Origin of the sequence: Noviluteimonas gilva (genome assembly GCF_009740395.1) — a bacterium.
Lineage (GTDB): Bacteria > Pseudomonadota > Gammaproteobacteria > Xanthomonadales > Xanthomonadaceae > Noviluteimonas > Noviluteimonas gilva.
Map to the genome: position 1 here is coordinate 741,131 of NZ_WOXT01000002.1, position 25,032 is coordinate 766,162.

30 protein-coding genes and 3 tRNA genes are annotated in these 25,032 nt (G+C 64.6%); 17 read left to right on the forward strand and 16 right to left on the reverse strand.

Annotation, left to right across the window (positions count from 1 at the left end):
• The first annotated feature begins 4 nt into the window (after positions 1–4).
• The 9 genes from GN331_RS10665 (at position 5) to GN331_RS10705 (ending at position 8,194) form a co-directional block, all read left to right on the forward strand.
• On the forward strand, positions 5–445 hold the full coding sequence (locus GN331_RS10665; protein WP_156641958.1) for an ExbD/TolR family protein: 441 nt from the start codon (positions 5–7) through the stop codon (positions 443–445).
• The gene (msbA, locus tag GN331_RS10670; RefSeq protein WP_156641959.1) at positions 442–2,199 is read left to right on the forward strand and encodes a lipid A export permease/ATP-binding protein MsbA; all 1,758 of its coding nucleotides are present in this window, start codon (positions 442–444) and stop codon (positions 2,197–2,199) included. Before GN331_RS10665 ends, msbA begins: the two co-directional genes overlap by 4 nt.
• A complete protein-coding gene (gene lpxK / locus GN331_RS10675; RefSeq protein ID WP_156641960.1) occupies positions 2,196–3,191 on the forward strand; it encodes a tetraacyldisaccharide 4'-kinase in 996 nt (331 codons plus the stop codon). Before msbA ends, lpxK begins: the two co-directional genes overlap by 4 nt.
• Positions 3,192–3,202: 11 nt before the next feature.
• A complete protein-coding gene (gene kdsB / locus GN331_RS10680) occupies positions 3,203–3,967 on the forward strand; it encodes a 3-deoxy-manno-octulosonate cytidylyltransferase (RefSeq protein ID WP_156641961.1) in 765 nt (254 codons plus the stop codon).
• 85 nt (positions 3,968–4,052) lie between these two features.
• The gene (locus tag GN331_RS10685) at positions 4,053–5,465 is read left to right on the forward strand and encodes a hypothetical protein (protein ID WP_156641962.1); all 1,413 of its coding nucleotides are present in this window, start codon (positions 4,053–4,055) and stop codon (positions 5,463–5,465) included.
• Positions 5,466–5,489: 24 nt separating this feature from the next.
• Entirely contained in the window at positions 5,490–7,355 is a 1,866-nt protein-coding gene (uvrC, locus tag GN331_RS10690) for an excinuclease ABC subunit UvrC (protein ID WP_331713444.1), read from the forward strand.
• Entirely contained in the window at positions 7,352–7,933 is a 582-nt protein-coding gene (pgsA, locus tag GN331_RS10695; protein ID WP_156641963.1) for a CDP-diacylglycerol--glycerol-3-phosphate 3-phosphatidyltransferase, read from the forward strand. The genes uvrC and pgsA overlap by 4 nt, the downstream gene beginning before the upstream one ends.
• 26 nt (positions 7,934–7,959) lie before the next feature.
• Positions 7,960–8,035, forward strand: a tRNA-Gly gene (locus GN331_RS10700).
• Positions 8,036–8,120: 85 nt separating this feature from the next.
• Positions 8,121–8,194, forward strand: a tRNA-Cys gene (locus GN331_RS10705).
• 102 nt (positions 8,195–8,296) lie between these two features.
• Here the strand turns inward: GN331_RS10705 and GN331_RS10710 are convergent.
• On the reverse strand, positions 8,297–8,845 hold the full coding sequence (locus GN331_RS10710; protein ID WP_156641964.1) for a demethoxyubiquinone hydroxylase family protein: 549 nt from the start codon (positions 8,843–8,845) through the stop codon (positions 8,297–8,299).
• Between the two features lie 111 nt (positions 8,846–8,956).
• Between GN331_RS10710 and GN331_RS10715 the strand changes: the two genes are divergently transcribed.
• Positions 8,957–9,304, forward strand: coding sequence for a hypothetical protein (locus GN331_RS10715; protein WP_156641965.1), 348 nt, complete (start codon positions 8,957–8,959; stop codon positions 9,302–9,304).
• Between the two features lie 40 nt (positions 9,305–9,344).
• Here GN331_RS10715 and GN331_RS10720 read toward each other — a convergent pair whose 3' ends face one another.
• Positions 9,345–10,301, reverse strand: coding sequence for a HEAT repeat domain-containing protein (locus GN331_RS10720; protein ID WP_156641966.1), 957 nt, complete (start codon positions 10,299–10,301; stop codon positions 9,345–9,347).
• 195 nt (positions 10,302–10,496) lie between these two features.
• On the opposite strand from GN331_RS10720, the gene GN331_RS10725 reads away from it, so the two are divergent.
• Both GN331_RS10725 and GN331_RS10730 read left to right on the forward strand, forming a co-directional pair.
• The gene (locus GN331_RS10725) at positions 10,497–10,919 is read left to right on the forward strand and encodes a DUF1801 domain-containing protein (RefSeq protein WP_197427092.1); all 423 of its coding nucleotides are present in this window, start codon (positions 10,497–10,499) and stop codon (positions 10,917–10,919) included.
• Between the two features lie 16 nt (positions 10,920–10,935).
• Positions 10,936–11,340, forward strand: a complete 405-nt coding sequence (locus GN331_RS10730) for a DUF1801 domain-containing protein (RefSeq protein ID WP_156641967.1) — start codon at positions 10,936–10,938, stop codon at positions 11,338–11,340.
• Positions 11,341–11,351: 11 nt separating this feature from the next.
• Here GN331_RS10730 and GN331_RS10735 read toward each other — a convergent pair whose 3' ends face one another.
• The 7 genes from GN331_RS10735 to GN331_RS10765 form a co-directional block, all read right to left on the reverse strand.
• Positions 11,352–11,921 (reverse strand): hypothetical protein, encoded by a 570-nt coding sequence (locus tag GN331_RS10735; protein ID WP_197427093.1) that lies wholly within the window; start codon positions 11,919–11,921, stop codon positions 11,352–11,354.
• A gap of 72 nt (positions 11,922–11,993) precedes the next feature.
• Positions 11,994–12,509, reverse strand: coding sequence for a hypothetical protein (locus GN331_RS10740; RefSeq protein WP_156641968.1), 516 nt, complete (start codon positions 12,507–12,509; stop codon positions 11,994–11,996).
• Between the two features lie 51 nt (positions 12,510–12,560).
• Complete coding sequence (locus GN331_RS10745; protein ID WP_156641969.1) at positions 12,561–12,827, reverse strand: hypothetical protein; 267 nt, start codon at positions 12,825–12,827, stop codon at positions 12,561–12,563.
• 7 nt (positions 12,828–12,834) lie between these two features.
• A complete protein-coding gene (locus GN331_RS10750; protein ID WP_156641970.1) occupies positions 12,835–13,719 on the reverse strand; it encodes a DUF2950 domain-containing protein in 885 nt (294 codons plus the stop codon).
• Positions 13,716–15,443, reverse strand: coding sequence for a DUF3300 domain-containing protein (locus GN331_RS10755; RefSeq protein WP_197427094.1), 1,728 nt, complete (start codon positions 15,441–15,443; stop codon positions 13,716–13,718). The genes GN331_RS10750 and GN331_RS10755 overlap by 4 nt, the downstream gene beginning before the upstream one ends.
• 115 nt (positions 15,444–15,558) lie before the next feature.
• Complete coding sequence (locus GN331_RS10760) at positions 15,559–16,137, reverse strand: TMEM165/GDT1 family protein (RefSeq protein WP_156641971.1); 579 nt, start codon at positions 16,135–16,137, stop codon at positions 15,559–15,561.
• A 66-nt stretch (positions 16,138–16,203) separates the two neighbouring features.
• Positions 16,204–16,665 carry a hypothetical protein gene (locus GN331_RS10765; protein WP_156641972.1) on the reverse strand — a complete coding sequence of 154 codons (462 nt, stop codon included), beginning with the start codon at positions 16,663–16,665 and terminating at the stop codon, positions 16,204–16,206.
• Positions 16,666–16,739: 74 nt separating this feature from the next.
• Between GN331_RS10765 and GN331_RS10770 the strand changes: the two genes are divergently transcribed.
• The 5 genes from GN331_RS10770 to GN331_RS10790 all read left to right on the forward strand — a co-directional run bounded on the left by GN331_RS10770 (position 16,740) and on the right by GN331_RS10790 (position 20,662).
• Positions 16,740–16,826 (forward strand) — tRNA-Leu (locus tag GN331_RS10770).
• Between the two features lie 104 nt (positions 16,827–16,930).
• A complete protein-coding gene (locus GN331_RS10775) occupies positions 16,931–18,034 on the forward strand; it encodes a tyrosine-type recombinase/integrase (RefSeq protein ID WP_156641973.1) in 1,104 nt (367 codons plus the stop codon).
• Positions 18,035–18,278: 244 nt separating this feature from the next.
• On the forward strand, positions 18,279–18,842 hold the full coding sequence (locus GN331_RS10780; RefSeq protein WP_156641974.1) for a hypothetical protein: 564 nt from the start codon (positions 18,279–18,281) through the stop codon (positions 18,840–18,842).
• Between the two features lie 312 nt (positions 18,843–19,154).
• A complete protein-coding gene (locus GN331_RS10785) occupies positions 19,155–19,358 on the forward strand; it encodes a hypothetical protein (RefSeq protein WP_156641975.1) in 204 nt (67 codons plus the stop codon).
• Between the two features lie 1,028 nt (positions 19,359–20,386).
• A complete protein-coding gene (locus tag GN331_RS10790) occupies positions 20,387–20,662 on the forward strand; it encodes a hypothetical protein (protein WP_156641976.1) in 276 nt (91 codons plus the stop codon).
• Positions 20,663–20,812: 150 nt separating this feature from the next.
• Here the strand turns inward: GN331_RS10790 and GN331_RS10795 are convergent, their stop codons facing one another.
• The 7 genes from GN331_RS10795 to GN331_RS10825 form a co-directional block, all read right to left on the reverse strand.
• Positions 20,813–21,406 carry a hypothetical protein gene (locus GN331_RS10795; protein WP_156641977.1) on the reverse strand — a complete coding sequence of 198 codons (594 nt, stop codon included), beginning with the start codon at positions 21,404–21,406 and terminating at the stop codon, positions 20,813–20,815.
• 8 nt (positions 21,407–21,414) lie between these two features.
• The gene (locus GN331_RS10800; protein WP_156641978.1) at positions 21,415–21,699 is read right to left on the reverse strand and encodes a hypothetical protein; all 285 of its coding nucleotides are present in this window, start codon (positions 21,697–21,699) and stop codon (positions 21,415–21,417) included.
• 488 nt (positions 21,700–22,187) lie between these two features.
• Entirely contained in the window at positions 22,188–22,859 is a 672-nt protein-coding gene (locus GN331_RS10805; RefSeq protein WP_156641979.1) for a recombinase family protein, read from the reverse strand.
• A gap of 299 nt (positions 22,860–23,158) precedes the next feature.
• Positions 23,159–23,425 (reverse strand): DUF5985 family protein, encoded by a 267-nt coding sequence (locus GN331_RS10810; RefSeq protein ID WP_156641980.1) that lies wholly within the window; start codon positions 23,423–23,425, stop codon positions 23,159–23,161.
• Between the two features lie 3 nt (positions 23,426–23,428).
• A complete protein-coding gene (locus GN331_RS10815) occupies positions 23,429–23,686 on the reverse strand; it encodes a DUF5985 family protein (protein ID WP_156641981.1) in 258 nt (85 codons plus the stop codon).
• The gene (locus tag GN331_RS10820; protein ID WP_156641982.1) at positions 23,686–24,057 is read right to left on the reverse strand and encodes a hypothetical protein; all 372 of its coding nucleotides are present in this window, start codon (positions 24,055–24,057) and stop codon (positions 23,686–23,688) included. Before GN331_RS10820 ends, GN331_RS10815 begins: the two co-directional genes overlap by 1 nt.
• Positions 24,058–24,159: 102 nt before the next feature.
• The gene (locus tag GN331_RS10825; protein ID WP_156641983.1) at positions 24,160–24,930 is read right to left on the reverse strand and encodes a bestrophin-like domain; all 771 of its coding nucleotides are present in this window, start codon (positions 24,928–24,930) and stop codon (positions 24,160–24,162) included.
• Between the last annotated feature and the right edge of the window lie 102 nt (positions 24,931–25,032).

The window sequence follows — 25,032 nt, forward strand, 5'->3', positions numbered from 1 at the left end:
CCCCATGCGCATCCGCGACCATCGCGAAGACGACACGCCCGAGATCAACCTGATCCCGCTGATCGACGTCGTCCTCTGCCTGATCATCTTCTTCGTCGTCACCACGACGTTCGACGCGCGCTCGGTGCTCAAGCTGCAACTGCCGCAGGCCAACGGTACGCCGGCCGAATCGCAGACCAAGGCGCTGAGCGTGTTGGTGAACGCGGAAGGGCGTTTCTTCATCGACGATCGCGAAGCGCTGCGCACCGACGTCGAATCGCTCAAGCAAACCCTCGTCGACGTCGCCGGCACCGACCGCACGCGCCCGGTGCTGCTGCGCGCCGATGGCCGCACGCCGCACCAGTCCGTCGTCACCGCGCTCGACGCACTCGCGCAACTGGGCTTCTCGCGCGTGTCGATCGCCACCGCGCCGCCCGTGCAGCCGGCGCAGGCCAAGGCCCCATGACCGAAGCGACCCCCGCGACGCCTGCGCAGACGTACCGCCGCCTGCTCGGGTTCGCCAAGCCGTATCGCGGCTGGCTCGCGACGGCCGCCTTGGTGATGGCGTTCGAAGCGCTGACCAGCTACGGCATCACGCGCTTGCTCAAGCCCATCGTCGACGGGCTCGCCGATCCGAAGACCTTCCAGCTGTGGTTGCCGGCGGCGCTCGTCGGCTTGTTCATCGCGCGCGGCCTGTTCGGCCTGGCGGGCGATTACACGATGGCGCGCTCGGGCCGCGGTGTCGCGCGCGATCTGCGCCTGATGTTGATGCGCAAGTATTTCCGTTTGCCGGGCGCGCGTTTCGATGCCGAGCCCGTCGCCTCGATGCTCACGCGCCTGGGCGGCGACACCGAGCAGGTCGCCGGCGCTGCGGTTGACGCATTGAAGGTGATGATCAGCGCAAGCCTGACCACCGTCGCGATGCTGTGGGCGATGTTGTCCACCAGCTGGCGCGTCACCATCGCGCTGCTGTTGCTCGCGCCGTTCCTGGTGTGGGCGATGAACAAGGTGGGCGGGCGTTATCGCCGCATCAACCATCGCATCCTGGAAAACGCCGCCGACATGCTGCAGTCCGCCGACCAGGCGCTGCACGGCCACCAGGAAGTGAAGATCTACGGCGCGCAGGAAAGCGAGATCGGCCGTTACGCCGAGCAGACCAACCACAACCTGCGCCTGGCGTTGAAGGTGGAAGTCACGCGCGGTTCGATTTCCTTCTTCGTGCAGGTGCTGGGCGCGATCGGCATGGCCGTGCTGCTGTTCCTCGCCGCGAAGGAAGCCGCCGCCGGGCGCCTGACCGCCGGCGATTTCACGGTGCTGATGACGGCGATGGTCGCGATCATCCCGCCGCTGCGCCAGCTCACGAACGTGCAGGCGATGCTCCAGCGCGGCGTGAATTCCGCCGAGCGCCTGTTCTCCGTGATGGACGCGCCCGACGAGAAGGACACGGGCACGCAACCACTCAAGCGCGCGAAGGGCGAGCTCGAATTCCGCCACGTGACCGCGCGTTATCCGAACCAGGCGCGCCCGGCGATCGACGACATCAGCTTCGTCGCCAAGCCGGGCACGGTGACGGCCATCGTCGGCCGCTCGGGCAGCGGCAAGAGCACGCTGATCAAGTTGATCCCGCGCTTCTACGAACCCGAATCCGGCCAGGTGCTGCTCGACGGCCGCCCGATCGAGGATTACCCGCTCGCCGACCTGCGCCGCCAGGTCGCGATGGTCAGCCAGCGCGTGATCCTGTTCGACGCCAGCATCGGTTCCAACGTTGCCTACGGTGAAATGGAAGGCGCCGACGCGCAGACGCTCGCCGAGGCCGTGCGCGGCGCGAACGCGATGGAGTTCGTCGAACGCCTGCCCGAAGGCATGGACACGCGCATCGGCGAACACGGCGGGCGCCTGTCCGGTGGCCAGCGCCAGCGTCTGGCGATCGCGCGCGCATTGTTGAAGAACGCGCCGCTGCTGATCCTCGACGAAGCCACCGCCGCGCTCGACAACGAATCCGAACGCCTCGTGCAGGACGCGCTCGATCACCTGATGCCCGATCGCACGACGATCGTGATCGCGCATCGTCTCTCGACCATCGAACACGCCGACCAGGTGCTCGTCCTCGACGAAGGCCGCCTGGTGGAGCAGGGCACGCACGCGCAACTCATCGCGGCCGGTGGTGTGTACGCACATCTGCATCGCATGCAATTCCGCGAGCAACCGGCCGAGGCATGAAGAAGGGCGACACGCCGGACTGGTGGTATTCCGATGGGCCGGTGCCGCTCGGCGCACGCGCGCTGAGCGGGGTGTACGGCGGGCTCGTCGGCCTGCGTCGCAAGTGGTACGGGCGCGGTTGGTTGAAGCCGCAGCGCGCGGGCGTGCCGGTGATCGTCGTCGGCAACGTCGCGGTCGGTGGCACGGGCAAGACGCCGCTGACCATCGCGCTGATCGAACGCCTGCGCGAAGCCGGCTGGAAGCCCGGCGTCGCCAGTCGCGGTTACGGCCGCGAGGACGCGAAAGCCGCGCGCTGGGTCGATGCGCGCACTGCGCCGGCCGAAGGCGGCGATGAACCCGTCTTGATCGCGTTGCGCACCGGCGCGAAGGTCCGCGTCGACCGCGACCGCGTCGCCGCCGCGCGTGCACTCGCGCAGGCCGGTTGCGACATCGTCGTGTGCGACGACGGCCTGCAGCATTACCGCCTCGCGCGCGATGTCGAGATCGATGTCGTCGATCTGCGCCGCCACGGCAACAATCGCCTGCTCCCCGCCGGCCCCTTGCGTGAACCGGTGCAGCGCGCCGACGAATGCGACTTCCGCGTCGTCAACGTGGGCAGCGACGACGTGCCTGCGGGTTTCGGCGAATGGTCGATGCGCCTGGTGCCGGGCGAGGCGCAGCCGATCGAAGGCGGGCGTCCCAAATCGCTCGCCACGTTTTCGGGGCAACGCGTGCATGCCGTCGCCGGCATCGGCAATCCCGAGCGCTTCTTCAACATGCTGCGCTCGCACGGCATTGCCGTCGTTCCGCACGCGTTCGCCGACCATCACACGTACGTGCCGGCGGATTTCGAATTCGGCAGCCGCCTGCCCGTGCTGATGACCGAGAAGGACGCGGTGAAATGCCGCGACTTCGCCGACAGTGCGTTCTTCTCCGTGCCGGTACGCGCCGAATTGCCGGAAGCCTTCTGGATCGCGTTGTTCGACAAACTCCCGCCGAAGGGGCACGCATGACCGCAGCTCCAATGAGTGATTTCGTTGTCGCCATTCCCGCGCGCTATGCCGCCTCGCGCTTGCCGGGCAAGCCGCTGCGCACGATCGGCGGTGAACCGTTGGTGCTGCACGTGGCGCGCCGCGCGCTCGCGGCCGGTGCGCGCGAGGTGTGGGTCGCCGCGGATGACCAACGCATCGCCGACGCACTCGCGAACAGCGGCGTGCGCATCGCGATGACCTCGCCCGATCACGCCTCGGGCACCGATCGCCTCGCCGAATGCGCGCGCATCGCGGGCTGGTCGGACGACACGATCGTCGTGAACCTGCAGGGCGATGAACCCTTCGCGCCCGCCTCCGGAATCCAGGCAGCCGCCCAAGCGCTGGCCGGATCCGGCGCCGAGATGGCCACGCTCGCCACGCCCATCGAAGACATCGAAACACTGCTCGATCCGAACGCCGTCAAGCTCGTGCGCGGCAGCGACGGCAACGCGCTGTACTTCAGCCGCGCGCCGATCCCGTGGCCGCGCGACGCCTTCGCCAACGACCGCGGCACGATGCCCGCCGGCGGTCACTGGCTGCGCCACATCGGCCTTTACGCCTATCGCGCGGGATTCCTGCAGCGATTCACCGCGCTGCCGCCGGGCACGCTGGAGCGCATCGAATCGCTGGAACAACTGCGCGTGCTCGAGGCCGGCTTCCGCATCGCGGTCGCGTTGTCGCCCGAACCCTTCCCGCCGGGCGTGGACACGCCGGAAGACCTGGCGCGCGCCGAGGCTCGGTTCGCTTCAGGCAGGTGAACCTTCGACCCAAATCACGCATGCTGCATCGCACCCAACCTTAGACTGAGGCGTGATGGGGATCGTTGACGTTGGAGTCGTGGGGATGGGACGTTCGTTGGTGCCGGGATTTCCTTCGTCATTGCATTGGTTGAACGCAGCGCCGCCTGCAGCGGCGCATCTGCGCGGCTGGCTGACGGCGGTGGCCTTCGTCAATATCGGCTCGGCCTGGTCGATCCAGGCGATGCACGATCTTCAGGCCTTGCGCCTGCGCCATCCGGGCCGGTTACGCGCCTTCGCGGTGCACGTGCCGCGCTTCGACCACGAACGCGATCCGCGCCGCACGCTCAAGCGCGCCAACCGCCACGGCATCACCTTGCCGCTGGCGATGGATGCCGATTGGGTCGCGTGGCAACAGTGGGGCGTGCGCACGTGGCCGACGGTGGTGCTGATCGACGGCAACGGTGACGTGCAGGGGCGGCTGGAAGGCGGCGATGCGCTCGCCGAACTCGACAAACGCCTGCAGGCGCTCGCCGGCACGCCCACGCTCGACGACGACGGCGTGCAGGTGCGCAAGGTGCGCGAACCCGCGATGCCGCTGATGTTCCCCACCGGCCTGGCGGTTACGCCGCAATACCTTTACGTCGCCGACAGCGGCCACCATCGCGTCCTCGAATGCAGCCATGCCGGTCGCATCCTGCGCGTGTTCGGCACCGGCGATGCGAACCTGATCGACGGCGATCCCGGGCATGCGTCCTTCCATTGCCCGCACGGCCTGGCCTTGCAGCGCGACATGCTCTACGTCGCCGACACGGGCAACCATGCGATCCGCCGGATCAACCTGCGCAGCGGCGACACCACCACGCTGTGCGGCAACGGCCGGCGCGGCACGCCGACCGAAGGGCCGGTGCGCGAATCCAGTTCCGTGCTGCTCGACGCACCGCGCGCCGTGGCCGTCGCGAACGATCAATTGCACATCGCGGTCACCGGCGACAACAAGATCTGGACCTACGACCTCGGGCGCGCGCTGCTCACCTTCCGCGCGGGCTCGGGCGATCTGGCCGTGACGGACGGGCATGGGTCGTCGGCCGCCTTCGCGCAACCGGTGGCGCTGGCCGCCGTGCAGCAGACGTTGTACGTGTGCGATTCGGCGGGTTCGGCGATCCGTTCGCTGCAATTGCGCGACCACGCGGTGCAGACGCTGCTGGGGCAGGGGGCCTGGGCCTTCGGGCATGTCGACGGGCCGCGCAACATCGCGCAGTTGCAGGAGCCGCAGGCGATCGCGCTGGACCCCGACGCGCCGCTGCTGTGGATCTGCGACGCCGGCAACGACCGCCTGCGCAGCCTGCGCCTGGGCGGCGGCGAGATGACCACGCACATGCTCCCGCAACCGCTGCACGGGCCCTCGGGCCTCGCGGTGGGCGCCGGCGCGGTGTGGATCTCCGATACCGATGCGCATGCGGTGCTGCGCGTGGACCCGAAAACCGGCGCGGTTCAGCATGTCCCGATTGGGGAATGACGCTGCCGCCCCGATAATGTCCCGGTGACGACGCAAGCCACGCAACAACCTCCTTTCGACGGCAAGGCCTTCGCCCGCGGGCTGGGCACGCAGCCCGGCGTGTATCGCATGTACGGCAAGGACGACGCCGTGCTGTACGTCGGCAAGGCGCGCGCGTTGAAGAACCGCGTCGGCAGCTACTTCAACGCCACGCCCAAGGCCGCGCGCACGATGGCCATGCTCGCGCAGGTCGTGCGCATGGAAACCACCGTCACGCGCACCGACGCCGAAGCGTTGCTGCTCGAAAACCAGCTGATCAAATCGCTGCAGCCGCGCTACAACGTGCTGCTGCGCGACGACAAGAGTTATCCCTACGTGCTGCTCACGCAGGAGCCGTGGCCGCGCCTGGCGTTCCATCGCGGGCCGCGCGCGATCGCCGGGCGTTACTTCGGTCCGTATCCCAGCGCCGCCGCCGTGCGCGAAACGCTCAACTCGATGCACAAGCTGTTCAAGTTGCGCAGTTGCGAGGACAGCGTGTTCCGCAATCGGTCGCGGCCGTGTTTGCAGTATCAGATCGGCCGATGCAGCGCGCCGTGCGTCGGGCTGGCGCCCGCGCGCGATTACGCCGATGCCGTGCGTCGCGCCTCGCTGTTCCTCGATGGGCGCAGCGAAGAACTCGGCAACGAACTCACCTCCGCGATGGAAAGCGCGAGCGAGCGCCTCGATTTCGAGGAAGCCGCACGTTTGCGCGACCTCGTCACGACCATTCGCAAATTGCAGGCGCGCCAGTACGTCGATGGCCAGGCCGCCGACCTCGACGTGCTTGCCGTCGCGATGCAGGGCGCGTCCGCGTGCGTATTGCTGCTCGCCTTCCGCGATGGGCGCAACCTCGGGACGCGCGCATTCTTCCCGAAGACCAACGGCGCGCCGGCGGATGAAGTGTTGTCCGCGTTCGTGTCGCAGTACTACGCCGAGCAACCGCCGCCGCGCGAAATCGTGCTGGATCGCGACGTGCCCGATCGCGAGCTGATCGAAGTCGCGCTGTGGGAAACCGCCGGCCGCAAGGTGCAGCTCAAGTGCAACGTGCGTGGCGAACGCGCGGGGTACGTCGACCTCGTCAAGCGCAATGCCGAACTCACGCTCGCGACGGAGCTGGCGAGCCACGCCGCGCAGAGCGCGCGCGCCGAAGCGTTGCGCGAGATGTTCGGCCTGGCCGAACAACCCAAGCGCATCGAATGCTTCGACATCAGCCACACGATGGGCGAGGCGACGGTGGCTTCGCAGGTGGTGTTCGACGAGAACGGCCCCGTGCGCGCGCAGTACCGCCGCTACAACATCACGGGCATCGAACCCGGGGACGACTACGCCGCGATGCACCAGGCGCTCGAGCGCCGCTTCCGCCGCGCGATCGAGGAGGGCGGGGTGCTGCCCGACGTCCTGCTGATCGATGGCGGCAAGGGGCAGCTCGCGCAGGCGAATGCGGTGTTGAAGGACCTCGGCGTTTCGTCGGTGTATGTGGTCGGCGTCGCGAAAGGTGAGGAACGCCGCCCCGGGCACGAGACCCTCATTCTTCCGGATGGTCGCGAATTGCGCCCCGGCCCTGAATCCCCCGCGCTGCAGCTGGTCCAGCAGGTGCGCGACGAGGCGCACCGGTTCGCCATCACGGGCCACCGGGGCAAGCGCCAGAAGGTGCGCAGCACCAGCCGCTTGGAGGACATCCCGGGCATCGGCCCGCGCCGCCGCGCGAGCCTGCTCAAGCATTTCGGTGGCCTGGGCGGACTGAAGCAGGCCGGGGCGGAGGAAATCGCGCGCGTGGAAGGCATCAATGCCGCACTCGCCGAACGAATCTATGCCACGCTGCACGGGCTGCCGATGCCGGCGGCGGGAACGGAAGCAGGACGCGACGGATGAAGATGACGGTACCGACCTGGCTCACCATCGCCCGGATCGTGATGATCCCCGTGCTGGTGCTGGTGTTCTACCTCCCTTACAAGTGGACCAATTTCGCCGCGGCCTTCGTCTTCGCCTTCGCGTCGCTGACCGATTGGCTGGATGGCTACATCGCGCGCCGCTGGAACCAGTACTCGGCCTTCGGCGCGTTCCTGGACCCGGTGGCCGACAAGCTGATGGTCGCCACGGCCCTGTTCCTCATCGTGCAGAGCCACCCGACGCGATGGATGGCGTTGTGGGCGGCGGTGATCGTCGGCCGCGAGATCGCGGTGTCCGCATTGCGCGAATGGATGGCCGAATTGGGCCAGCGCAAGAAAGTCGCGGTGGCCAGCATCGGCAAGATCAAGACGATCGTGCAGATGGTCGCGGTGACGCTGCTGCTGTACCAGGCGCCGATACTCGGTCTGCCCGTGTTCACGATCGGCGAATGGATGCTGGCGGCTGCGGCGCTGTTGACGTTGTGGAGCGGCTTCGAGTACTTGCGTGCGGCCTGGCCGGCATTGCGCGAACAAGCGCACGCAGGTGTTGACAGCCAATGATTGGCCCGTAAAATGGCGGGCTCAATGCGGGAATAGCTCAGTTGGTAGAGCACGACCTTGCCAAGGTCGGGGTCGCGAGTTCGAGTCTCGTTTCCCGCTCCAAGTTTTGGACTAGTGTCCAGGTCGAAGCCCCGTTCGCGGGGCTTCGTTGTTTCAGTCGGATGTGGTTGAATCCGATACGTCATCCGGCCGGGTGGCAGAGTGGTTATGCAGCGGACTGCAAATCCGCGTACGCCGGTTCAATTCCGACCTCGGCCTCCAGAATCAAAGCGCCCCGCACGAAGCATGCTTCTGCGGGGCGTTTTGTTTATGGCCATCTGACGTCCCCGGGCGCTGCTTCGAGAGCGCGACCTGCGCCAACGGTCAGAACTTCATCCCCATCCAGATGACGCCCTCGGTCGCCGTCGAAACGATGGGCATCAGCACGCGCCGCCAGAACGCGACGACGCCCGTGTCGCTGGCGTCGTGGTGCATGCGCTCCTCCTCGACGATGGCGGCGATCGCCACGCAAGCCGCGGGGTCGGTGTCGCGCAGCGTTTCCATTTGCGCGTCGAGGTGTCGCAGGACCACGCTTTCGACGGCGACGGTCGTCGCCCGGATCGCGCTCGCGCCGAACGCGGCGGTGACCGCGCCCAGAACGAAGCCACCGATGCCGCAAAGCCAATAGCTGCGGCAACGACGACGCCCGCGTTTGCGCAATTCCGCCGCGAAGATGTCCCGATGCCTGCGCTCGTGCTGGCGGAATTCGCGAAGCTCCGCGAGCAACGAACGCGCCGTCAGGCGTGCGAGGAGCAACTGGCCTGTGTAGATGCAAATCGCGCCGTGCTCGCCCGCGTGATTGACGCGCAGGATGCGATCACCCTCCGGGATGGGAGCTCCGAATGCGGCGCGGCGTGTGCTCAGGATCGTCATGTCGTTGCGGTTCTCGCCAAGTTTCAACGATCTGGTAAGTGCCACGAATCGCCGCAGCCGGCCTCACGGCATCCGTGCAATCCTTGGCGTCTCGCTCCAGGGTGAATCGACATGACCCCGTCAGAACTCACCGCCGCTTTGGATCACCACGATGCGCTGGTTCGCCAGTGCGCATCCGGGGACTTGCCGTTCTGGGACTTCTGCGCAGCCTACGACAACTTCTATTGGACGTACGCGCTCGACGGGAACGAGGCGGACGCAGCGGATCGATCGCTGTTTGCGAAGTTCGAAGATCGCATCGCGCCGCATCGAACCTTGAATGAAACCATCCTGGCTTACGTCTGCTCCGACACCAACGCCGAATCGGGAAGCTACGGCAAGGCAGGTCGCTTCGGTTCCGAAGAGGCGCTCAAACGGCTGAGGGAGACGGTCTCGCAGTTCGGCGCGCCGCCGCGGTGAAGCCCCGCATGGCCCATGCCATGCGGGGCGTTTTCGTTGGTCAGATGTAGAGCGAAATCAGATCGAGCGTCCAGCGGGCTTCGTTTTCTTTCGAGTTCTGGAAGCGCGTGCGCATCTCGCCGAGGTACGCGCGCCCTTCGGGCGTGTCCAGGTCGCCGATGGCCTTGATCGCCATGGCGCGGTCCTGCCAGAGCTCCGCCTTGAGCGAGAGCGTCTTGAGCAGTTCGAACTGATCGACCGCACGCAGCGTGCCGAGCGAGGAGATCGCGGCCATGCGCACGTACTCCGGCTCCGCGCTGGTCAGCTTGGCCAGGGTCGGAATGGCGCGGGGGTTGTTGGTGAAACCCAGCGCGTACACGTCGAGGTAATCGTCGGTCTTCGCGTTCGTCACTTTGTCCACGAGGACGTCGACCGCTTCATCCGATGCCTGCGCGCCGTACAACTCACGCGCGACCTTGCTCGCAAGTTCCTTGACGGCGACGGAGAGCGGTTCGTTCAACGTCGGCTCGACGAGTTCGTCGAACGACCAGACCGGCACCTTGCCGCGCTTGACGAACACCGCGATCCGCTTGCGGCCCGTGGCAGTTTCCAGATCGGTGCTGAGGCTGGTGAAGGTGATGAACGGCGTGTAGGCGTTGGTGCGCCAATTCGTCATGCGGAACGAGGCCACGTCCAGACGCGGGAACGCCGACGCGTCCGACGACACCGTGATCGGCACGCCGCGCGCAGCGAACTCGGCCTGGAGGGATTGCTCGAGGTATGCCGCCGGTTCCAGCGGCTTGCCGGCGTAATCCAGCGACGCCGGCAACCTGCCGGTCATGAACGCGGTTGCGCCCGCCTGTTGATGTTTGATGCCCAGATTGGTCGTCGCGGTCGACGTGCTGGTGTACGGAACGTTCGACGGATCCGGCGCCTTCACTGCGTAACGGGCAGGTGCGCAACCGGCGAGCAAAAGCAGCGATGCCCCGAGCATCGCGTGGCGTGCATGGACTTTCATTGTTTCCCCTGAAGCCCGTGATGGGCGCGGGGAGTATGCCTGCGGCGTGATTTTGCGAACAATGGAGGTGACCGGAAGCGCACCGACAGCAAGCGCAATCTCGCTTTCGGACAACACGATTTGCGGCCCGGCCGTGTGGAGTAACGCCCCGACTCGTCGTAAGCTCCCGCTTCACGACGCCAGGGAGCCCCCGCCTTGTCGAAGTCCCCCTCCAAAGCCCCGGTGCTGCTTTCCGGCGGCAATCCGCAGATCGCCAAGGGCGATGGCGATGCGCCCGTGCAGGCGTACATCGCGGCGATGCCGGAGTGGAAACGCGATGTCGGCCGCCAACTCGATGCGTTGATCGAACGCACGGTGCCCAACGTGCGCAAGGCCGTGAAGTGGAACTCGCCGCTCTACGGCGTGGAAGGCAACGGCTGGTTCCTCGGCATCCACTGCTTCAGCAAGTACATCAAGCTCGCGTTCTTCAACGGCGCGTTGCTCGATCCCGAGCCGCCGGTCGGTTCGAAGGATCCGAACACGCGTTACTTCCACATCCACGAAGACGATCCGTTCGACGAGGCCCGTCTTGCGCATTGGATCGCGCAGGCCGCGAAGCATCCCGGATGGATTCAATGACCCGACAGGAGCGTCCATGAAGAAGGTAAGTGCCAAGGCAGGCAATGGCGATGCATCCGCGCACATCGATGCACGCATCGCGGAGTTGGGCGACTGGCGTGGCGAGACGCTTGCGCACGTGCGCAAGGTGATCCTTGCCGCGGATCCCGAAGTCGTCGAGGAATGGAAGTGGGGCGTGCCCGTGTGGTCGCACGCGGGGATCATCTGCACGGGCGAGGCTTACAAGAAGCACGTCAAGCTGACCTTCGCCAATGGCGCGTCGGTCGCCGATCCGAAGGGATTGTTCAACTCGAGCCTGGACGGCAATGTGCGCCGTGCGATCGACATCCCCGAAGGAGCATCGATCGACGACAAGGCGCTGGGTGCGTTGATCCGCGCGGCGGCGGCGCACAACGCCAAGAAGAAAGCGAAGACGAAGTAAGCGCGCTGCGTTTACTTCGTCGCCGGCAGGTATTCCTTCGGCAACGGCAGGTCGGGCGACTCGGCCTGCCACATCAGTGAGACGATCCACCAACGCTTGCCATCGTTCATCAGCTGCAGCGTGTTGATGCCGCGCAGGGTGACGTTGTCCTTTTCGATCTTCGCCTCGTACGTGCTGAAAACGTGCGCGATGTTGCCGAACTGTTCGGTCCTGCGCGCGAGTTCGCGTTCGTGGAATCCTTTCTCGAGCAGCAGCGGGCCGGAGGAGGCGACGTAGTCGTTGACGGTGAGCAGGCGGATGCCGATCGCGTCTTTCGACTTGCCACCCACCGGCATCATCCGCGCGCCCGGCACGAACAACGAGCGCATGCGGTTCCAGTCGCGCGCCTGGCCCGGCGGTCCGGAGATCACGTCGTAGAGCGCGGCGAGGATGCCGTCGAGCGTGGCGACGTCGGCGTCCTTCGCCGGCGGGATCGGCGTGAGCACCGGGTTGGTCGGCGGTTCGGCGTGCGGCGCGGTCTGCGCGAAGGCGGGCGCGGCCAGGGTGGTGAGCGCGAGGCACAGGGTGAGCGGAAGGCGCATGCGAGGTTCCGTGTCGAAGGCGGATGACGCGCGATCAGGCCATTGGTGCCGCGCGCCGCCCAGTGCCACTAGTTAGGGCCTGCGGAATTCCGCGACGATCGCTGGCGATACCAGGCGCCTGATGATCCACAGGGGCACGGCGCAGATCGCGGCCGTCATGACGATGCTGACGACGCGCATGACCAGCGGCATCGGCTCGGAGAACCCAAGCACGTACTGCGGGACCACGAGCACGGCCACGAACCAGGCGATGAACAGCGCCATGATCCCGATATACATCCATCGGCCCCAGTTGCGACGGCGCAGCAAGCCGATCGATGCGGCGAACATCGTCGTGGTGAACACGAGGTGGCCGCCGACGAACCAGGGCAGATACTTCAATCGTGAAATCGTCGCCGCACCGACACCCGGGCTGTTCACGTACCACTGGTGCACGTCTTCGGACGTAGTGAACACGATGAAGATCGCCAGCGAGAACAGCCCCGAGCAGGTCGCGAACGCGGACAGCACGATGGAAATCCACGCAACGACATTGACGAACGTGGACTGCGCCGGCCTGCACGCCGGCGGCGCCTGGATCGCGGACATCATCGGCTCCCCCCGAATGAGGGGTCCACGATACCGCAGGTGCGGCGTCGCTCAACCTTTCGACTCGTTCTCCAGCGCCTTCTCGACGATCTGGCCATAGAGCGACACCAGTCGGCTGGCGAGCGGTTGCAGGTCGGGATGTCGCGCGACGTACTGGTGGCTGAGGTTGGCGTCCTCGACCAGCTCCTTCAGGAATTCGAACTCGCCTTCGTCGAGCTTCGCGCCGGCGTCGACGTGGCGCTGTAGCTCGAGCATGCGGGGCAAGCGCGCGTTGAGGCGATCGAGCAACACCTTGCTCGTGGCGTACTCCTCGGACATCGCGCGCCTAGGGTTTCGGTTCGTCGATCGCCTGCCACCCGCTATCGGGATCGAAGGTCTTCATCTTCGCGACGGAGCGTTCGGTGTCCTTGCCCAGGTCGCGTTCGAACACGCCGCCGTCGTGGCTGATCATGAAGGACTTCAATCCGGTGTCGCCGTACTTCGCGGGCCACGCAACGAGCGCGAAGCCGCGGCTCATGTTGTCGCCGAGCGTGTACTTGTACGCACCGCCCGGTGCCGACGGACCTTGCGAGGTGAGGATGCGGTAGTGGTAACCGTAGTACTCGCCCTTGGGTGTGTCGTCGCCGAACAGCGGGCCGAGCGGGCTGATTTCGCCGCTGTCGTCGTCGGCCCAGTACAGGCCATCGTGGCGGCCGTCGGTGCTGATCAGTTTCTGCGCGTATTCGAGGACGCCGTCGCCGTCGCGATCGGCTTCGGCGTAATCGTTCTGCGCATCGTGATAGGTGCGCAACGCATCGATGACGTCGATCTCGTTGCGGCCGATGCGGCGTGCGCGGATTTCATCGGCGCCCGCGACCAGATCGTAGTGCCAGCCTTTCGCGTCTTTCTTCAGGGGCACCGGCAAGGTCCAGGCGTCCGCGCCGACGGCCAGCATCTTGCTGTCGGTGCCGGTGTCCTGCCAGGTGTGGCGGTCGCGGTACTTCGTCAGGAAGGCATCGACATCGCTGCGGTCCACGCTGCCGGTCGGGATGTAGGTGCGCCAATCCTTGCCGAGCAGCGCGGCGAGTTGGGTCGCGTCGGCTTCCTTGCTGCCCAGTGCCTTGACGAGTGCATCGCCGGCGGCGTCGGGCGTCGGGAAGGCTTGCTGCGCGTACGCGGGCATCGCGAACGCGAGCGCGGCGAGCGATGCGAACGGGAGGAACTTGTTCATCGACGATGTCCTCCACCTGCGGCGCGTTGCGGATGTCCGCCGCTGGCCTGGCGTTGTCCGCCCCCTCCGCCGCGCGGTTGTCGGTTGACCTGGTGCGAGGCTTGTTGTCGGCCGCCACCACCACGCGACTGTGCCTGGCGCGCCTGGCCCTGGCTCGCGTGGCCGCGTTGCGCCGCGGCGCGCGACTGTTGCGGCTGACGTGCGCCGGAGAATGCGTCGTTGTGCGGACGTTGCTGGCGATTCGCCTGTTGGCGTGCGGCGTCGCGCGAGGCGTGGTTGTTCGCGCCTTGCTGGCGGTGTTGCGTGGGCTGGCGATTCTGCCCGGCCTGGCGATTGCCGCCTTGTCGATTCGCTGCGTTCGCACGATTGGCTGCGTTCGCACGATCCGCTCCGCCGCGGTTGGCGCTGGCGGCTGCGCGATTGCGGGCTGCGTCGCGATTGCCGCTGGCGCCTGCGCGATCGCGATTTGCGGATGCCGCTGCACGATCCCGTGCGGCATCGCGATTTCCACCGGCCGCTGGGCGATCACCGCGTGCGCGATCGGCACCACCCCGCTGCTCGACGTCGCGCCTAGCGCTTTGCGCGCGTTGTTGCGCTTCGCGATTGGTGCGTGCCGGTGCGTCCATGCCGCGGCGTTCCATCGATTGGCGCGCCTGCGCACGTTTTGCGTCGTCGCCGCGCAGGCGATCGCGCGAGGCCGAGTCGGGCAGGCGGTTGGAGAACTTGTCGCGGTTCACCTGGTCGCGGTACGGCACGCCGTCGCGGTTCAGGCTGTTGTGCTGCCAATTGCTGTTGTTGATCTGCCGATTGGTGTTGATGCTGTTGTAGCTGTTGACGTTGATGTCGACGTCGTGGTCGTTCCAGTCCATGTCGCCCCACAACGAATCGGCGATCGCAACGCCGGTGCCCCATGCAAGGCCGCGCGCGAGCGCGGTGCCGACCGGGTAGTAGGCCGACGGCGGCGGATAGTAGGGCGGCGGATACGAGGGATAGGCCCAGGTGCCGTAGGCCGTCGTCGGGTTGTACGAGGGCACGTAGACGGTCTGCGGATCGGCCGATTCGATCACGATGACATCCGTCGTCGCGGCGGGCGCCGCGGACACCACCGCGCCGCTGCCGCTGTCGTCGTAGACCGGCGCAGGTTCGGACGGCGCGGGCGCCGGTTGCGTGCTGATCTTCTGGTATTCGTTGGTCGCCAGGTTCCCCGCGTCCTGCGCCTTGTGGCGCAACTGCTGCACGGCGTCCATGACGTTGTCGGGCTGCGCGAGGAACGCATCGCCGAGGTTCTGCACCCATCCCGGGTCCTGGCCGAGCGTCGCGAGCGCCCGCGGGAACGCGACGAGCGATTGCACGCTCGGATCCCATGGTTGATCGGCGACCTGTTTCACCGCGGCATCGCCTTTCGCATCCGGATGGGCTTTCGCCCACGCGGCGGCATCGGCGACATCACCGGGATACGTCGCCGCCATCAGCACCTGCGCGAGCAACGGATCGGGATACAGCGCGATGGGCGCGACCATCTGCGCAAGCTCTTCCTGCGTGAACACGCGGTCGCGCGCAGCCGGAGCGGCGGGCGCAGCGGCCGTGGTCGCCGCGGGCGCAGGTTTGGCCGCCGCGGTCGCCGCGGGGGTGGGTGTCGTGGCGGCGGGCGCCTTCGCTTCTTCCTTCTTGCAGGACGCGCAGGCGAGGGCGGCGACGATCAGCAGCATCCATCGCGTGGACATGGCAGGCCTCCCGGACGGGAGATCCAGTCTGTTCGCCGCGCCCGCCGGGCGAATCAGCAAAACAACCGACGGGGGTCAGCAAAACTACTGAAGGCGGCCGAAGCTCGACGGCAAATCAGAAGCCGAAGCGTGCGCCCGCGCCGAGGAGGGTCATCACGCCCAGTACCGCGAACAAACCGGCGGCCACGATGTGCACCAGCCGCATGGGCACGCGTGAAAGCAGCTTGTCGCCGAGGAAGACCGCCGGCACGTTCGCGATCATCATGCCGAGCGTCGTGCCGAGCACGACTTCCACCGGCGCGGCGTACTTCGCGGCCAGGGCGATCGTGGCGAACTGCGTCTTGTCGCCCATCTCGGCGAGGAAGAACGCGACGAGCGTTGTGCCGAAGACGCCCCAGTGTTTCCTGGCGGCGGCATCGGTGTCGTCGAGCTTGTCGGGAATCAGCGTCCACGCGGCCATCGCGATGAACGACAGGCCGAGGATCCAGCGCAGCGGTTCGGGCCCGACCACGCGCATCAACCATGCACCGAGCGCACCGGCGAGGGTGTGGTTGAAGATCGTCGCGGCGAAGATGCCGGCGATGATCGGCCACGGCTTGCGAAAGCGGGCGGCGAGGACGAAAGCGAGCAATTGCGTCTTGTCGCCGATTTCCGCAAGCGCGACGACGCCGGTCGAAACGAGGAAAGCTTCCATCACAACCCCTGGAACGGGCCCGCATTCTAGCGGACCCCTTCCGTCAGGGCGTCAAGATCGCTGCGTTCAGCGCGTCGAAGCCGCAGCCGGCGCCACGACCGAGGCTTGCGCGGGCGGCGCGCCCGACGCGGCGTCGGCCATCGCTTCGATCGCGGCGATGTCGGCGTCGTTCGCGGCCTGGTTCGCTTCTTCCGCCGCATCGGCGCCGGCGCTCTGGAACGTGCCGTGGTCGCGCGTCCATTCCGCCCAATCCGGCGTGCCGCTGACCGTGCCGAAGAAGATCAGCACGCCGATCAAATACACGAACGGCGAAACGAGCAGGGACGAAAGCAACTGGAACAACCCCGCCATCGCCCCGAGGTTGGACATCGCGATGATCGCGAGGATGAAAGCGGCGAAATTCAGCGCCCATCCGAGCAATCCCAGGCCCGGTACCGGTAACAGGAATGCGACCCACGCGAGGCCCAGGCAGATCCACGCGGCCTTGCCAGCTTTGTTCGGCCGTGGTGCAACGAACGTTTCGCTCATCGAATGCTCCCGCGCCGGCTCCCCGCCGGCCCGGGAAAGGTTATCGCAGATCGCGATATGCTGCGCCGCGCCCGGCCCGGATGGCGAAACTGGTAGACGCAAGGGACTTAAAATCCCTCGACCGCAAGGTCATGTGGGTTCGATCCCCACTCCGGGCACCACTTAAATTAAGCGATTTCGGAGCGAGTTGTGCGACGCGGCATGACTCCATAACGGTGGCAGGGGACACTCGCGGGACAACAACCAGCGACTATTCCCCGCCACCATGGCAACCATTGAGCCGCGCACGCTGCAGGACGGAACCAAGCGTTATCGAGTGCGGGTTCGCTTGCAAGGTGAGCTGCCGCGCACGAAGACGTTCAAGCGCCTCACAGACGCGAAGGCGTGGGCCGCCAAAGTTGAATCGGACTTGGGTCATGGCACCTACGTCCCGACCGCCTTAGAGCGCCGCAGGACCCTGCGAGAGCTTATTGGGAAGTACAGAGACGAGTACCTCCCAACCCGTCAGATTCGAGACGAGGCAAAACAGAGGTCGCTGCTCGCCTGGTGGGATGAAAATTACGGCCACATGACGCTGGACCGCCTAAAGCCTGAGGCCATCGCTGAGGCTCGTAGACGCCTACAGACACGCAGCAATCGCGACGGTGAGCCGCTTGCCGGCGCGACAGTCAATCGCTATCTGGCGGCACTCAGTGCCGTCTGCAAGTGGGCGTGGAAGGAACTGCGCTGGCTACCGTCAAACCCCGTTCTTGACGTGTCGAAGGCTCCCGAATCCGAGGGCATCGTCCGTTTCCTTTCCGACGCCGAGCGCACCGCGCTCCTCAAGACCTGTCGGCAATCCTCTGATTCGAATATCAACCTTGCCGTTTTGTTGGCGCTCGCTACAGGCGCCCGGTACTCAAATATCCGGTATCTGAAATGGAGCGACATAGACCTCACGTCTGGGCGGCTGCGCTTCGTTGAAACGAAGAACCGCCAGCCCAGATACGTCCCGCTAATTGCCCCTGCTAAGGAGGCGCTACGTGCGCATCGAAAAGCAGATCCGACTAAAGAGGGTTGGGTATTCAAGGGCGCGCACGACAATGCGCCTGCGGATTTGGACAAGCCATGGCGCAAGGTCCGCGCTAGCGCGGGACTCACCGACTTCCGCTTCCACGATCTGCGGCACACCACCGCCAGCTACCTCACGATGAATGGTGCGAGCCTTGCTGAAGTGGCCGAAGCGCTCGGCCACCGCACATTGGTCATGGCTAAACGGTATAGCCACCAGACCGGCGAGCACGTCCGAGCTACTTTGGAACGCATGTCAGAGCACTTGATAGAAGCTCCCGCAAAGGCGCCGGGCAAGAGGCGCGACTGGGTGCGTTAACACTCAGCAACACGTTCGATAACCGGTCCACTTGGAGAACGATCCTGACAACGACAAGCGTAGAGAATGCGGCCCGCTCTTCTCACAGTAGGAGGCGAGGAGCAAAGAAGAAGCACGGACCGTGCGCAGACAAGCCTTGGTCGCGCGACCTGGCTGCCGAGGGCGTTTCCACAAGGCGTCACGAGAATGCGCTGAAGTTTCGCCATGAGGGTTTCGCAGCGTTGCCTGACAGAGGTGCTGCGTGATGACCCAAGAGGCAGCTGCGTTGGCGGAGCGTTTCGCAAAAGTTTTGGATACCCTGGCCGCCACGGGTGAGGAGTGGGCGATTGAATTGCGAGATGCGACTGAAACCCGCCCCGTCGAAGAGTTGAGCTCCTACCTCTTGGTGAGCAGCGCAAAGGGCTACATCGAGCACATTTGGGGCGCCGGAGAGAACCGGCTTCAACGAATCGACGCGTTGAATGAGGCTGAAGCGAAGGCGCACCTTCGCAAAATGCTTGCTTACATAGAGTCGCTCGCCGATGAGGCGAGGGTCTTAGCAATCGCATTAGTCGAGCGGCGAAAGTCAGCTGCGACAAAAGCCGCGCGGAAAGCTGTGGCAGCAAAGTTGCAGAAGGATGCCGGGGGAAAACTTCGAGTCATGGCCGAAATTCAATCGGAATGGGTGCGGAGACGAAATGCGGGGACGCGCTTAAACGCTACAACCTTCGCCAAGGAAATGAACGTGCGCTACGGTGGAGTTGTTACTGTTGAGGGCATCAAGAACGCCCAGACGAGATGGGCGAAGGCTTATCACCCTTCGCGCTGAGTGACATCTATCGCGATGCATTACCGCGCCGCACTAGATGACATATTGAATGGCTTCCGCAGCGGCCAACTCCGAGCCGCGCGGAGCAATAGAAGTGACACGACGACTCAGATCCGTATCGCAGTTCGCGAGCGAGCACCCGTTTACCGAACCCCAGCTTCGCTGGTGGATATTCCAGGCCGAACACAACGGCATGGCTGCCGCAGGCGCCATCGTGCGGCTTGGGCGACGCGTCTACATCGACACCGATGGTTTTGACCGATGGATCGCAGCGCAGAACCCAGCGAGTAACTCAGAGCGGAGCGCCCAGGCATGACAAGCGCCCACGCCCATGAACTGCGGTCCTGCCTCGTCGAGGTAGGCGAGCGGACCTATAGCCAACTGGTCGAGCTCTTCAAGGACATCATTGTCCGCCAACTGCAGGTGGCCTCTACTGTTTGTCGGAGGATCGGAATTGAGCTGACGAGAGGCGATCTGCTGGTCGGCTACTCGCCGGGGGGCGAAAATGGCCAATGAGACTACGCGGCGCTTTCGTAAGCGCGGTCGCGCGAGCGAGCACAGCTTCCTCGGAATCCCGCACTTCATCCTCCGTTCCCCTGAGTTCGGCAGATTGGATCCCTGGGCGCTAAAGCTGCTCATCGAGATCGCAGCAAACTACACAGGAAAGAACAACGGTGACCTATCCGCCGCGTACTCGGTGCTACGGCATCGGGGTTGGCGTAGCCCCGGCACGCTCAACAAAGCAATTAGAAAGCTTCTGCGCGAAAGGTGGTTGTTGTCCACGCGTATGGGGGGGCGAAATCGGTGCGCCTTGTACGCGCTTAGCTGGTGGCCCGTGGATGCCTGCAAGGGAAAGTGGCTCGAAGTAGCGCCCGAATACAAAGCGAGCCACTCATGGCGAGAAACAATTTCCGTAGTCGAAATACGCCCCGAAGTAGTCGCGACGTGTAGCAGTCAAGCGATGGACGGTGCACCTTGAGCCGAGCACTAGTCGCAACGTGTACTGGTCAGCGTTTTTTCCCGCCAGACATTAGTCGGGAGGCGTACACCTTTATAAGTTACCAAGGGCGCAGCTCGTCAATTGATTGTCGCTCGGTCCCTGGACTGATCGCTCCGGGTGTCCGGCCGCGCGCGTCATTCCGCAAAAAACGGATGGCTCCCTGTGTTCGAAGCGGACGCGGGATTCGCCGCCACGATCAACTATTGGTTTCGTATTCTGTGGGGGGAACGTGAGCCGAGGCGGGATGCGATGCGGCGCTGGCCGGCCAGGCTGGCATGCGAAGACAACTGGCAAACTACAAGTGGACGTGCGCAGGCTGCAGCGTGACGGACACCTGTCCGTCGGACATGTCCTGACGTGGCGGTGGCCGAGTGGCGCGGAAATTGAGCTGGAGACATCACCGGATATGGTGACGCTGAGGTACCGCTACAAGGACCGGCACGCTGCGTGGCGCGACATTAGGCAGCGCGTTGTCATCACCAAAACGGCGTGCCATTTCGGTGGAAGTCGACCATGGTTCTCCTGTCCGCGCTGCTTTGCACGCATGGCGATCTTGTACCTGTGGAATGTGCCGTTGTGTCGTAAATGCGCGAAGCTGGTTTATCCGTCACAAGCGGAAGACCCAATGGCCCGCAGTTGGCGGCGCAGCCACAAAATTGCGGCGCGTCTCGGTCAAAATGCGAGTGCCTGGATGAGTCCAGTGCGGCCTAAAGGGATGCGTTTGAAAACATTCAAGAAACTAGCGGCGGCTTGGTTTGAAGAGGAAGATCAACGCGATCAAATGCTCGTCGCTTTCGTAAGTAGGCTTGAAGCGGTTTGAAGCTAACTAGATGTTCATCAGCACCGGAACCAATGCATTGCCTAGAGTGGAGGGCAGGGCACATAAAGCTTGGCAGGGGGCGCCAAGACCGATGAAGACTCTTGGTGCCGGATCCCACTTCCGGCGCCACCCCCTGTAGGCCCTTGCAAATCAGTGCGTTACGGCTGATTGAGGCGCGACCTTAGGGGAGTCATTAGGGGGCTTCGGCACCGTCGTAGACGCTGCAGCCGGGGGAGCCAATGGCACACTTCGCGTCACACTCGACGCCGCCGCTGGCGCAACAACAGGTGCGACCTTTGATTGAGCCTCGGGCGTTATCCGGGGCTTCGTCGTTTCTGCCGCCTTCGTTTCTCCAATAGGTGGAAGCAGATCGCTCTGGGCGATCAGGTTGGCCGCGCCGACGGCGAAGACCCACGTAAGCAGCCACCCCACGGGCGCGATGAGCATCCGCCACCACTGGAAGCGGATCAGCAGTGAGCCGTCCTGTTGTGGCACCTCGGGATGCTTGAGGCCGATAAACCACTGGATGCGTGCCGCCACAAAAAGGCCCAGCAGGATCGGTACTGCCTTGAGCCAACTGGACTCAGTGCGTATTGCCACGACCTGCACTGCAGCGAGCGCAGTAGACCACCCGAGCCAGCGAAACAGTTCAGGCGCAGTGCGCTCGGCGAAACGATTACAGAAGCGCATCGTGCGTCGATACGTCGGCACGATTTCCTTTGGGATGACGTTGAACTGCCCCATAGGTTTCCCTACTGCGTGCAGAAGGTGGCGGAGACTTCGGAGACCTGAGCGCGGCAATCCATCCTGCCGGGAGTAGTCCGGTCGCACTTCATATCGGACCACTCCTTGTGCGCCGTGCAGGAGTTGAAGCTCGCGAAGCGCGAAGCGACGAAGCACCCTGAGCCGCCCGTGTTGCAGATCACGAACCGAATAGGCGTCTCGCCCGTAGCGGTCTGCGGGTTGTCCGCGAGTTGCTTCTCTGGCTTGCATGCGGAGAGCGCGAGCAACGCCACGAGCAGTGCGTAAGTCTTCATCCATCCCCCAGTCCAGGCGGCCCCGATTTTGGAAAAAATTCCGAAGGGGGTTGATAGATCGATCGATCCCCACTTCCCCCATACCCCCACCCTACACACACCCATGCACACCTCGACGCCACTCTCGGTCTCCTGCGCCGCCACTCCGCTCAACACCGTCCATCCACCCGAGGCTCAGGCCCCGCATCCGCTGGGTGGCATTCCCTCTGGTCCGACCTCAGGACCATCCGTGAGTCCGCTGAAGGTGGCGACGCTGAGTGCCGTGACTGGCTGGCGACGCACGCCTCTCTGATCCAGTACGTGGAAGCGTGTCGCAAGGTGCAACTGGAGGAAGCGATCAAGTACCGAGGGCCGCGCTAGGGCATACCGAAAGGCCTCCTGAAGTGACCCTCTGAAACCCTTACGCAGCAAAGCCCGGTGAGTCCCTCTTGTGCCATACCGAAACGTGAGACAGGCGCGCAGCGCTCAATTGCTCCCCCTGCGTGGCCTCAGCGCGCACGTGCGATTAGGTTCGCAACGGACGAACGGTGCCAGGTGCCGCCCCGGGGCGCCAGGACGCCGCGTTCGTTCAACTGTTTGGCAAGCGACGAGAGTGTGGTGCAACCGTTCGCGCGAAGTTCGCGAAGTACGGGGAGCAAAGCAGCAGCATGCGAGTCAGCGGTCGCTTTAACTGCCTCGATGGCCGCAGTGTTTCCGCGAGCGGCGCGCCTCAGGGCTTGAGCACCGTTTGGATTGCCCAGCTTCTGCCCACGAGCCTTCGCAGCTTGAAGTGCTTCTTTCGTTCGCTTCGAGATAGCTTCGCGCTCCTGCTGCGCAACAAGAGCCATGATGCCGACGGTGAGGTGGTTAGCGTCAGGCATGTCGGCCGCGACGAAGCGCGCCCCGCTATCCTGCAACGTAAGCAGGAACGCCGCGTTGCGGGACAAGCGATCCAGCCTCGCGATAACGAGTGTGGCTCCTGTCACCTTCGTTAGGTGTAATGCCTTTGAGAGCTCCGGGCGGTTATTGACCTTACCGCTTTCGATCTCCACGAAGATCTCTGGTGCCTTGCCACCCCGCTGCTCGACTAACGCCTCAATAGCCAGGCGCTGAGCATCTAAGCCCAAGCCGGAGTGGCCTTGTCTCGCCGTGGAGACTCGCAGGTATCCCACGTACTTCATGTACAACTCCGCGTACCGGTGGTTAGCCAGATGTGTACGCTTTAGGCGGTTCCTATTCAAGTCCTCTGCAGGCAGACGCTGTAGGCGGGTAGCGCTTCAGCCAGGTTTCGAGCTGGGGGTCCAGGATGGGTAGGGCAGGGCCTCGGTTTGCAGTACGACGTCAAGCAGATAGGGCTAGTGGATGTCCGCTTTCGACCCAAAGCGGACATTGATACTCGGCTAACGTGCGGACGCTCCGCAATTGACCCGCACACTCATGAGTTACCAATTGGAGAGCCGGGTGCGGCCAATGATGCAGCCTAACGCGCTTTGCGAATTACGTTTTTGTCTAGGATTGCAATGAGAATCAAGACGAATACGGCCAGGCGAGCCAACACATATCCGAATTGATGCTCGCTTGCGGACGCCCCAATAGTAGCGAACACAAATCGGTTGATGGATTCGACGAAGAACGCCGCTGCGAAGAAGAGGAAGAAGCGATCCTGCGTCGATCGCCAAAACCGCAGGAAGAGAAGTGCGGCCACCGCCGACCCCATCGAGATCATGCCGAGCAGAAGCGGTTCCATGTTTCATTTCTCCTCGAAGATCAGGCCATAGAGCAGCGCGCTGATCGCTGCCAAGCTCAGTCCATGCCGCAACGGCCACAGCGGCACATCCGGCAGCACGAAGAAATCCACGATCAGCGCGATATTGGCGAGTGTCAGCAGGAAAAAGCACACGCCGCTCCACCACAACATCCGAGATCGATTTCGTCGCCATGCATTGAGGAGCAACGCCGAGCAAGCCAATGCGGCAAGTGCGCAAAGGGCATAGACGAGAAGCGCCATCAAGAGTCCTTTCGCATGAAGAAGGCATCCGCGAACCGGCGAGCTTTCTTGTCGTTGGCTGCGTGGATCAAGCGAGTCACCTCGACCAGGCGCCGGACGTAGGCTTCCGCCAGTTCGTCGACGTTGCGCGCGAGCTTTTCCGACTTCGGCAGGTACTGGACGTTTTCACCGAGGTGCACTGCAAGGCCGACCGTCGCGAGATCGTCGACGATCTTGATCGCCTGGGGCAGCGATACATACAGCCGCGCCCCCAACTGCCCGATGGAGCAGGCCGCGTTCGTGGAGCGCAGGAGCAACAAGGCTTCCAGGTGCGAAACGCTGGGGATCTTGGCAATGACGAATCGCCGGAGGTCTGGAGAGAGCGTCAGCATGCCGCGATGATCGAACAAGGGGCGATCGACCGCAATACGGGGCCGGAGGCCCCGTGTCGCAAATCGTGCGCTACGTCGCGGCAATCGCCATCGTGGTCCTGTCTAGGTGCCCTGCATGGACCGCTGCAAGTCGAGCATCGGCTGCTGCGGCACATTGGTAAGCCCCGCCGTCGGCCGATCTAGGTCGAGGACAAGCGCGATCGCCAGCGTTAGCAGCACGAACAGCAAAGTCGTAGCATTCCGTTGCCTGCCTCGCTGGAAACCGACCATGGCGGCCGAAATCAACGCAAAGGTCGCGAGGAGCCGCAGGATACGCGGCGGAACGTGCGACTGCCGCGTGGCGAAACGTTCGGCGGCCAGGTCGATCGATTCGTTGGTCGTGGTCACCAGCAGGGAGGCACGCGGCGTGTCGCGGAATGGGCCGACGGCGTGCACCACGGTCTCCCACAAGGTGCCTTGCAACCTTTCGGTCCGCAGCCATGCGTCGGCTTCCGCGCGTGGGTCGGACGCATTGCCATAGTCCACGCGCGTGGCCACGTACGCACGCAGCACCGCGCGCATGCGATCCCGATCGGGCGCGTCGACCAGCGAAGTACGCAGCCACGTCGTACCCAATGCGTTGGCTTCGGCAACGACCAACGCGCGTCGGTGCTCGTAGCGGTCGAGGGCAATGGAGAAGGTGAACCCGATGAACAGGGCCAGCAGGCCGAGAACGGAGGTCATCGCGAACACGTCGTCATCGTCGGCCTTGTCCGTCCGCGTGCGCCTGCGGATCGCGTAGCCGAGTTCACGCGCCGCAAGCAGCGCGACAAACAGACACAGCGCCAACAGCCAAGGTGCGATATGCAGGTAGCGTTCATCGGGACCGTACATTTTGCGCACCTCCGTGGCTGCGTGGATGCTCGCAATAGGAAGCAGTCGGCCGCTTGCGTATTTCTACTGCTTGTCGATTCGGGAAAAACACTGATGAACGGC